9 protein-coding genes are annotated in these 9715 nt (G+C 48.0%); 2 read left to right on the top strand and 7 right to left on the bottom strand.

Annotated features, from left to right (window positions below):
* The 4 genes from queA to ruvC form a co-directional block, all read right to left on the bottom strand.
* Positions 1-986: tRNA preQ1(34) S-adenosylmethionine ribosyltransferase-isomerase QueA (gene queA, locus H8876_RS06220; protein WP_249287011.1), on the bottom strand; the 986-nt coding region annotated here is incomplete at its 3' end.
* A gap of 12 nt (positions 987-998) precedes the next feature.
* Positions 999-2030 (bottom strand): Holliday junction branch migration DNA helicase RuvB, encoded by a 1032-nt coding sequence (gene ruvB, locus H8876_RS06215; protein ID WP_249287010.1) that lies wholly within the window; start codon positions 2028-2030, stop codon positions 999-1001.
* Between the two features lie 44 nt (positions 2031-2074).
* Entirely contained in the window at positions 2075-2677 is a 603-nt protein-coding gene (ruvA, locus tag H8876_RS06210) for a Holliday junction branch migration protein RuvA (protein WP_249287009.1), read from the bottom strand.
* A complete protein-coding gene (gene ruvC / locus H8876_RS06205) occupies positions 2674-3177 on the bottom strand; it encodes a crossover junction endodeoxyribonuclease RuvC (protein ID WP_249287008.1) in 504 nt (167 codons plus the stop codon). Before ruvC ends, ruvA begins: the two co-directional genes overlap by 4 nt.
* Positions 3178-3434: 257 nt before the next feature.
* Here ruvC and H8876_RS06200 point away from each other — a divergent pair, with 257 nt between their 5' ends.
* Both H8876_RS06200 and recN read left to right on the top strand, forming a co-directional pair.
* Positions 3435-3887, top strand: coding sequence for an arginine repressor (locus tag H8876_RS06200; RefSeq protein WP_249287007.1), 453 nt, complete (start codon positions 3435-3437; stop codon positions 3885-3887).
* Between the two features lie 39 nt (positions 3888-3926).
* A complete protein-coding gene (recN, locus tag H8876_RS06195) occupies positions 3927-5546 on the top strand; it encodes a DNA repair protein RecN (RefSeq protein WP_249287006.1) in 1620 nt (539 codons plus the stop codon).
* Positions 5547-5618: 72 nt separating this feature from the next.
* Here recN and H8876_RS06190 read toward each other — a convergent pair whose 3' ends face one another.
* From H8876_RS06190 to H8876_RS06180, 3 genes are all read right to left on the bottom strand, one after another.
* Positions 5619-6587 (bottom strand): 2-thiouracil desulfurase family protein, encoded by a 969-nt coding sequence (locus H8876_RS06190; protein WP_249287005.1) that lies wholly within the window; start codon positions 6585-6587, stop codon positions 5619-5621.
* Between the two features lie 57 nt (positions 6588-6644).
* The gene (locus tag H8876_RS06185) at positions 6645-8627 is read right to left on the bottom strand and encodes a bifunctional 4-hydroxy-3-methylbut-2-enyl diphosphate reductase/30S ribosomal protein S1 (protein ID WP_249287004.1); all 1983 of its coding nucleotides are present in this window, start codon (positions 8625-8627) and stop codon (positions 6645-6647) included.
* Positions 8605-9715, bottom strand: a 1111-nt coding sequence (locus tag H8876_RS06180) for a replication-associated recombination protein A (protein WP_249287003.1), incomplete at its 5' end; no start/stop codon positions are given. The genes H8876_RS06185 and H8876_RS06180, both read right to left, overlap by 23 nt.

Genomic DNA, 9715 nt, shown 5'->3' with positions numbered 1-9715 from the left:
ACAGCTTCCAGAATTTTTTCCCTGTCATACAATGCAGAAATCAGCATCAGCAGTGTTGACTTCGGCAGATGGAAATTGGTGATCAGACTGTCTATGATCTTGAATTCATAACCCGGATAAATAAATATCCCCGTGCTGTCTTCTCCGCTTCTGACCTGCATGCATCCGGCCGCTTCATCGTAATAGGCCGCACTTTCCACCGTTCGCGTAGAAGTCGTCCCTACCGAAATAATACGACGACCTTCCCGTTTTGCCCGGTTTATCACCTCTGCACTTTCCTCACAGATATGGTATTCCTCGAAATGCATGGAATGTTCCTCGATGTTCTCACACTTGACAGGCCGGAACGTACCGATCCCAACATGAAGCGTCACATAGACCAGTTCCACGCCCTTTTCCTTCGCCTGCTCCAGCAATTCATCGGTAAAGTGAAGTCCCGCCGTAGGTGCCGCTACAGAGCCTTCCTCCTCACAGTACACCGTCTGATATCGTTCCTTATCCTCTTCCTGACTGCTTCGCTCGATGTATGGCGGAAGCGGCATGCTCCCCAGCTCTTCCAGCCGTTCCATGAACAAACCTTCATACTGAAACTCCACCAGCCGGGTTCCATCGTTTCCGTAATCCTTCACCTCCGCCCGCAGCAAAGGCTTCTCCGAAAAGATCACGCTGTCCCCGGGTTTCAACCGTTTCCCCGGCTTGACCATAGTTTCCCAGATATCTCCCTCGATCCGCTTGATCAGCAGAAATTCTACCTTGGCACCAGTCTTTTCTTTCGTGCCAAAGAGCCTTGCCGGGAGCACCTTGGAATTGTTCAGCACCAGACAATCTCCCGGCTGTAAATACTCCAGTATGTCATAAAAATGCCGATGCTCCGTTTTGCCTGTATCTCGATGCACGACAAGAAGCCGCGATGCATCACGTTTTTCTGCCGGCTTCTGCGCGATCAGCTCCTCCGGCAGATGGTAATCAAAATCTTCTATTTTCATCCTTGTCCTCTTCTATTCCTTAACTGAACTGTTGACCTCTTCTTCATCGTACGGAATGCCCAGATGCTTGTACGCCTGTGCCGATACAACGCGCCCCTTCTGCGTCCTGTGCAAAAAACCCGCCTGGATCAGATACGGCTCGTACACATCTTCTATAGTCACCCGTTCTTCCCCGATGGAAGCCGCTATCGTATCGATTCCGACCGGTCCTCCCTTGAACCGTTCGATGATCGTTCGCAAGATCTCCCGATCCAGACTTTCCAGTCCCATATGATCGACGCCCAGCGCATCCAGGGCTTTCTGCGTGATATCGATATCAATGACGCCATTTCCCTTTACCTGAGAAAAATCACGCACCCGCTTCAGCATCCGGTTAGCAACACGCGGGGTCCCGCGGGAACGCTTGGCCATTTCTTCCATAGACTGTTCATCCGCCGTCACTCCCAGAAGCTCTGCGGAACGACCTATGATTTTCTTCAGTTCCTCGGTCGTATACATCTCGAACTTGCAGCTCACTCCGAAACGGTCTCTTAGAGGTGCCGAAAGACTGCCTGCACGCGTTGTTGCTCCGATCAGCGTAAACTTTGCAATGTCCAGTCGTATAGACCGTGCCGAAGGTCCTTTTCCAATAATAATGTCCAGCGCAAAATCCTCCATCGCTGAGTACAAAACTTCCTCTACCGACCGGTTGAGACGATGGATCTCATCGATGAACAGCACATCGTTTTCATTGAGATTGGTCAGGATCGCAGCAAGATCACCTGCCCGCTCAATAGCCGGTCCCGACGTGATCCTGATATCGACGCCCATTTCATTGGAAATGATCCCCGCCAGCGTTGTCTTCCCCAGTCCCGGAGGGCCGTAAAACAGCACGTGATCCAGCGGTTCCTTTCGCAGCTTGGCCGCCTCAATAAATATTTTTAAATTGTCCGTAGCTTTTTTCTGTCCGATATAATCCTCCAGCTTCTGCGGACGCAGAGTCATCTCCGAGCGTTCTTCGCCCTGCCCCAGCTCCGCTGCTGTGATTCGTTCTTCATAATCCATAATGATTCCTCATACTCTTTTTTTCTGCAAAGCCTCCGGCGCTGCTAAATGAGATTTTTCAGTGCCGCTTTAATATAATCCTCCGCGGAAAGGTCATTATCCTTTATATGAGCCAGCGCGCTGGTGGCCTCTCCTCTGGTATACCCCAGAGAAATGAGAGCTGCGACCGCTTCGGCTCTGCCTCCTCCTGCCGCCGGCTGCTCGCCATCAGAAATCACCGCGCTTTCCATGCCCGATTCCACCGAAGCAGCGAACTTATCTTTCAGTTCCAGTACGATCCTCTCTGCAATCTTCTTGCCCACACCATTTGCCTTAGTCAGAGCCTTTGCATCTTCGAAAGCGATCGCCTCCCGCAGCTGCTCCAGCGTAAACGCCGAAAGAATAGATATCCCCGCCTTTGCACCAACTCCGTTAACAGAAATCAGTTTTTTAAAAGCATCCAGCTCTCCTCGCCTCGAAAAGCCGTACAGACTGACGTCGTCCTCCCGCACGCTCATCATAGTGTATACTTTGACTTCATCGCCTTCGCTGCTCAGATATGCTGCCGAATTGGCCGGCACGAAAATCTCGTATCCTATTCCACCGGCTTCAATGATAACATATCCTGCCCCCTTTTCAGCAAGGGTTCCTTTGACAAATCCAATCATTTCAGTTTGATCTCCCTAAGCATTTTTCTTGTGTCTGCCGAATGTCCATGGCAAATAGCTGCCGCCAGCGCATCTGCCGTATCATCCGGCTTCGGTATTTCCTTCAAGTTCAGGATGGTTTTGACCATGATCTGCACCTGTTTCTTATCCGCCCGACCATATCCTACAAGTGCCTGTTTGATCTGCAGCGGAGTATATTCTTCGATTTCCAGTCCGCCCTTCACACAGGCCAGGATCGCAACGCCTCTGGCCTGCCCGACTAAAATGGCTGTCTTGGCATTCGTATTAAAAAACAGTTCTTCAATGGATGCCACATCCGGGTGATGCTCCTCAATGATCTCCCGCAGAGAATCATAAAGATATTCCAGACGCTCCGTCATCGGTGTCCCGGCATCTGTTGTGATCGCTCCGTAATCGCAGACTTTGAACTTGTTTCCGATCTTTTCTACTACTCCATAACCCAGGATCGCATATCCCGGGTCGATGCCTAAAATTTTCATCTGTTTCTATCGTCCTTGCTCGTTTTTTCTCAACTATTAGTATAGCATACAAACATATGTTTGCAACCATGAAATTACTGTGATATGATAGAAAAGAGCAGAAAAAAGATTTTGACTCATTCATGACATATGCCTTGCGTATTTTTTTCATAATATGGTATAATTATAAGCAAATCACCATCCCGCCGCCGGGGTTTGGACTCCTTGATACGAGCGGGAAACGGCATCTTGGAGATACTATATTTGGAGGAACTGATATGCGAATTTCCAGACAGAACAAAATACTTGAACTCATTGAAACATATGAGATTGAAACGCAGGATAAGCTGGCATCTCTTCTTCGTGAATTCGGATACGAAGTAACGCAGGCCACTATTTCAAGAGATATCAAAGAGCTGCACCTGATCAAGATCCTGTCTTCAACAGGGAAGTATAAATATGCGGTCGCAGCCACCAATGACACTCCGATTTCCGGACGGCTGTCCAATATTTTCCGGGAAACCGTCAAATCTACGGCTTATTCCGGAAACATCGTGCTGCTGAAAACCCTTTCGGGTTGTGCAAGCGCCGCAGCCGAAGCACTGGATTCCTCCGGGATCCCCCACGTGATCGGCTCAGTTGCAGGAGATAACACCATTATGTTCGTCACCGATGATCCCGAGAACTCTCCTATCGTTGTAGAGTTTCTCAACAATATGCTGAAGAAATAAAATGACAGATTTTCTCTCTGTCAGCGAGGTTACAACGCTATGATCAGACACATCAGTATTAAAAACTTTGCAACAATAGAAAAAGCTGAGATCGATTTTCACAGCGGACTCAATACTATCACAGGCGAAACCGGCGCCGGTAAATCCGTTGCCGTAGAAGCCATGAGTCTTGCCCTTGGCAGTCGTGCAGACACTGCATATGTCCGTTCCGGGAAAAACAAGGCCGTGATCCAGATGATCGCAGAAGACAAGGATGATGAGTACATCATCACCCGTGAAATATCTGCATCCGGCAAAAACATCTGCCGGATCAATGATGAGATCGTGACCCTTGGACATCTGAACGCGCTCTGTAAAAAGCTGGCGGACATCCATGGACAATACGATCACCAGTCCCTGCTCAACCCGGATCATCACATCCATCTGGTAGATCTTTATCAAAAAGATCAGATCCTGCCTGTTAAAGAAAAGGTTCAGCATCTGTACCAGTCCTACACCAGCCTTCGCTCCAGGCTGAAATCCATTCTGGAGGAAACGGCAAAAAATAAACGGGAGCAGGACTTTATGGCATACGAACTGGAAGAACTCCAAAACGCACAGCTTCAGATCGGAGAAGATGTCGAACTGGAAGAAAAAATCGAACTGCTTCAGAACAGCGAAAGAATTTATGAAAATCTGGCCGGTGCTTACCAAATCGCATCCGAAGATGAAAACGCTGCGCTCTCTGCGATCAAACGCATGTCGGACATGCTGATGGAAATCGCCCCTTATACCCAGGTGCTGGATGATCTAAGCAGACGCACCAACGAGCTTTACTATGAGCTGGAAGACATATCTTCATCCGTGCGAGACTGCCGCGACACCACGGTATTTTCTCCAGAAGAGCTGGATGAAGCCATTGAACGAAGCGATCTTTTAAAAAAGTTAAAAAACAAGCACGGCAGATCCATCGAAGAATTGATCGCATATGCAGAAGAACTGGAAGAGAAGCTTTCCAGTATCGAAAATGCAGATGCATTAAAAACGCAACTGGAGCATCAGCTTGCTGCGCAGAGACAGGAACTTCTGGCTGCCTGCGAGATGCTCTCCACTGCACGAAAAGAGGCAGCGGCACAGCTGGAACAAAAGATAACGAAAGAACTGACTCAGCTGAACTTCAACGATGCCCGTTTCTCCATAAGCTTCAAACGCGCGGAGCACTTGACATCAGAAGGGTTTGACAATGTGGAATTTCTCATAAGCACCAATCGCGGAGAGCCTTTGAAACCGTTGAGTAAGATCGCGTCCGGCGGTGAAATGTCACGGATCATGCTGGCTTTTAAAAAAATAACCGGTGACTATGACGAGATCCCGACTATGATCTTCGATGAGATCGACAGCGGCATCAGCGGGATCGCAGCCAGTGTAGTCGGACACAAGCTCAAAGAGATCGCTGCGACACACCAGATCATCTGCATTACTCACCTTCCCCAGATCGCAGCATTTGGAGAACACAGCTACAAAATCGAGAAACAAACAGACGAATCATCTACATATACTACGATCACTGAACTGACAGCAGATGAAAAGGTGCAGGAAATCGCCAGACTTCTGGGCGGTGCCACTATCACCGACACCACTCTAAAATCCGCGAAAGAACTGATCCAGTCATCAAAATAAAATAAAGGCCATGACACATTACGCATCCTGATATGCGTTTCTGTATCATGGCTTTTCTTTTCTCAAAACACGTTACCTGAAGCTTTGCCTGAGCCTCGAAACTTTGTCTATAATATCCGCTACCGTATCTTCCATCGATCCGGATCCAGACCCCACAGTCACTTCTGCATACGTCTCATATAACGGCCTTCGTTCTTCGTAAAGTTCTCTTATTCCCTGATCCTTGCTCATAGCAACGCCTCGTGTTGTGATATTGTTGAGCCGCTGCAGTATCGTTTCCACCGAGACCTGTATATACACGATACGCCCCAGCTTCTTCAGATGCTCCATCGCCTTCGGATAATAAACGGCACTGCCGCCAGTCGCAATGACCGTATGCGATGCTGACACACCGCAAAGCACTTGTTCTTCCAGTGATTTAAAGGCTTCCATCCCATCTTCGTTGATGATTTCCTGCAAACTTTTCTCGGCAGCCTCCTGGATCAAAAGATCTGTGTCCAGAAAATTCATCTGTAAACTCTTAGCCAGAACAACACCTGTCACGCTTTTCCCACAGGCCGGCATACCAGTCAGGATAATATTTTCCCTGCCGGTCACCATTTGCTCCACCAGGTCCAGTTCCTCTTCCGAATACACGCGCACCCCTGCTTCCCGCAGCAGCTGAACCGTGATCCCCTGACCATCGATAAGATTACCTTCAAAAGTCCCGTCATACACCTTGTTGCTTCCGCATGACGGGCTTTTTTCCTTCAGGACAGCACATAGCACCTCTTCCTGCAAAGCACGCTCCAAAGCGATTTCTGCACCTCTGCGGTACTCTTTCGTCACATCTCTGCCATCTCTTGTTATCACCTGATCACCGATTCTCTGAGCATCCGTCCGCGGCACCGGAAGTCCGCCGTCCACTTCCGGGCATACCGGGATCAGACGGTTTTCTTCTTTCCATCGAATAAATCTAGGATCCCTTTCTTCTTTTGTTTTTCCATCATAGCGCACTGGTTTATCACCATATAAACACTGGCTCACTAAAATCTTTTTCATACACACCCCTGGTAACATTTTAAAAAAAGAGCAGCATCACGCTGCTCTTTTTGATGACTATTCTTCTGTTGCTTCAGCTTCCTGAGCTTCGTCCTCTGCCGGAGGTTCGATTGTCTCTCTGATGCTGAGGCTGATCCGCTTACGATCCTTATCGATTTCGAGGATCTTAGCTTTCACGATCTGACCGATTTCCAGTTCATCATTGATGTTGCCAACACGCTTATGAGCAACTTCAGAAATATGTACCAGTCCGTCAAGACCCGGTTCCAGCTCTACGAATGCGCCGTAGTCCTTGATCTGTACTACTTTGCCTTCGATAACCTGTCCAACCTGATAGTTTTCGTCGATCACGCTCCATGGCTCTGGCTGATTCTGCTTGAGACCCAGAGAAATCTTTCCTTTTTCTGCGTTCATGGAAAGAACCTTTACGTTGATCTTCTGACCAATGCTCAGAACTTCCTGCGGGTGCTTCAGCTTGCCCCAGGAGATCTCGGAAATGTGAAGCAGACCATCAATGCCGCCGATGTCAACAAACGCACCGTAATCTGTAAATCTCATTACAGTACCTTCCACTACATCGTCTACATTCAGGTTTTCCCAGATTTCTGCAACCAGCTTATCCTTTTCTTCATTCAGGAACAGCTTGTGAGAGAATACTGCTCTGTTTCTTCTCTGGTCAACTCTGGAAACTCTGACTTCCATAGTCTGTCCTACGAATTCTTCTGCATTTTCAACGTAGTGATCAGAAAGCTGTGAGAGCGGGATAAATCCGGACACTTCCTTGTACTCAGCGATTACACCGCCGTTTACCGGTCTGGTTACTTTAACTTCAAGAACTGTTTTATCTTCAAGTGCTTTTACGATTTCTTCCCAATTTGCACTGATTTCCAACTTTTTCTTTGAAAGTAAGATTCCACCGTCTCCGTCGTCTGTTTTGATAACCTTTGCTTTGATTTCGTCATCAACTTTGAAGGCATCTGCTAAAGTCTGTCCTTCTTCCAGGCTCACTTCTGAGATAGGCAGAATACCGTCTTTCTTGCATCCCAGGTTTACAATGACTTCTTTGTCCGTTACCTGGTGTACTTTTCCTGTGACAATTTCGCCACCTCTTGGTAATCTTAAGGATTTTTCGATTTCATCCATAAGATCGTTCATGTTTAATTCGTTGTTTTCAAGTGTAACATCACTCATTCTGGCAATAACCTCCTTAATAGTGCATTCGGGTGTCGAGGCACCCGCCGCTATTCCTATTCTATTACATTTTGCCACTTCTTTCAACGGTAAATCTTCAATATTTTCAACAAAATAGCTATTCGCACAATTTTTTTTAGAAATTTCATACAATTTCTTCGTATTAGAACTGTTTCTGCCACCAACAACGATCATCAGGTCCGATTCACGAGCCAGTTTTTCGCATGATTCCTGGCGCTTTGAAGTCGCATTACAGATCGTATTATTGACTTGATAGTTCTTGCCCTGCTCCTCCAGTGCCTGCAGTACATCCCGCAGCATCTGCTCCCGGATCGTCGTCTGCGTCACTACAAAAAGGTCATCTTCCGGAATCTCACAGGCCTCTTCATAAGAGCTCACTATAACAGCAGGCTTCCTGCACCATCCGGAAATTCCCAGGACTTCCGGATGATTTCGATCTCCAACGATCACCACCTGTTTATCGGTATCGTTGACCAGGTGATGGATCCTCGCCACAAACGGGCAAGTTGCATCGATCAATACGATACCGCGTTCTTCGGCTTTTTGATAAAGGGCCCTGCCTTCCCCATGAGAGCGGATGATCACCTTCGGAGTCGCATCCCTTAACGGCACATCTTTCACCGTCCCCGGAGCACTGATTTCATCCAGGCTTTCGATCACACGTATTCCTCTTTTCTCCAGATCTCTGGTGACGCGTTCATTGTGGATCAGCGATCCCATTGAATAGATTTCTCCCGGATTCTGTTCCGCTGCTTTTTCCGCTTTCTCGATAGCCTGTTTCACACCAAAACAAAACCCTGCATTCTCAGCCCTTCTTATTTCTTTCATCGATTCGCTCCAGTTCTTCTAAGTATTTTTTGAAAGACGCTTCGCTTCCGTTTTCCGTTGGATGATAATACTTAACACCTTCCTGATACAGATCATCCGGTAAATATTGCTGTGTCACATACCCTCCATATGCGTGAGGGTACTTATAGTCCAGCCCCCGTCCCAGCTTCGCAGCCCCACTGTAATGGGAATCTTTCAGATGTGCCGGAACATCCTCGATCTTACGTCCCTTTAAGTCTGCAGATGCCTGCTCCAGAGCCATATAGGAAGCATTCGACTTCGGGCAGGATGCCAGCAGTACCACCGCCTGAGCCAGGTTGATCCGCGCTTCCGGCAGGCCCACCATTTGTGCTGCCTGCACACATGCCGTCACGACAGAGATCGCGCTGGGATATGCCATTCCCACATCTTCACTGGCCATCACCAGAAGCCTTCTGCCGATCATAACAACATCCGCGCCACCGTGAAGCAGTCGTGCCAGATAATGAACCGCAGCATCCGGATCACTTCCTCGCACGGATTTCTGCAAAGCCGATAAAAGATTGTACTTATCTTCTTCCTTATCGTAAAACGTTGTCTGTCTCTGCATTGCTTCCGCCACGATCTCAGAATCCAGCGTACTGCCTTCTGACAGATTGTCCACGATGAATCCCAGCGTATCCAGTGCGACCCGACAGTCTCCACCGCTCATTTCCGCCAGCGTCCGCAGTGCATTCTCATCATAAGAAATCTGCAAAGCTCCAAACCCTTTGTCTGTATCCTCAAGGGTCCTCTTAAGAAGCACCATGATGTCATTCGGACTCAAACGTTTAAACTCGTAAATATTTCTCACTCTGCTTAGAATCGCATTATTTACCGAAAAATACGGATTTTCTGTCGTGCTCCCGATAAACTTGATGATCCCTTCTTCGATGGCTTTCAACAGTGAATCCTGCTGAAGTTTGTTCCAGCGATGCACCTCATCCACATACAGACATGTGGTTTCCTTCATCAGGCCGTAAAACCGGTCTGATGCATTCTGCAGGATCGTCTTCAGTTCCTTGGTCCCTGTGACGGATGCATTTATTTCCACGAAATTACTGTCCAGT

This window comes from Lentihominibacter faecis (assembly GCF_014306095.1).
Taxonomy (GTDB): domain Bacteria; phylum Bacillota; class Clostridia; order Peptostreptococcales; family Anaerovoracaceae; genus Lentihominibacter; species Lentihominibacter faecis.
This window is presented reverse-complemented; position numbering and strand designations above follow the sequence as displayed.

What these genes read in the sequence shown, in the direction of transcription:
- ruvC (WP_249287008.1), bottom strand. Translation starts at nt 3,177, where the DNA reads ATGAAAATTTTAGGCATCGACCCGGGATATGCGATCCTGGGTTATGGA.
- recN (WP_249287006.1), top strand. Translation starts at nt 3,927, where the DNA reads ATGATCAGACACATCAGTATTAAAAACTTTGCAACAATAGAAAAAGCT.
- ruvB (WP_249287010.1), bottom strand. Translation starts at nt 2,030, where the DNA reads ATGGATTATGAAGAACGAATCACAGCAGCGGAGCTGGGGCAGGGCGAA.
- H8876_RS06190 (WP_249287005.1), bottom strand. Translation starts at nt 6,587, where the DNA reads ATGAAAAAGATTTTAGTGAGCCAGTGTTTATATGGTGATAAACCAGTG.
- ruvA (WP_249287009.1), bottom strand. Translation starts at nt 2,677, where the DNA reads ATGATTGGATTTGTCAAAGGAACCCTTGCTGAAAAGGGGGCAGGATAT.
- H8876_RS06200 (WP_249287007.1), top strand. Translation starts at nt 3,435, where the DNA reads ATGCGAATTTCCAGACAGAACAAAATACTTGAACTCATTGAAACATAT.
- H8876_RS06185 (WP_249287004.1), bottom strand. Translation starts at nt 8,627, where the DNA reads ATGAAAGAAATAAGAAGGGCTGAGAATGCAGGGTTTTGTTTTGGTGTG.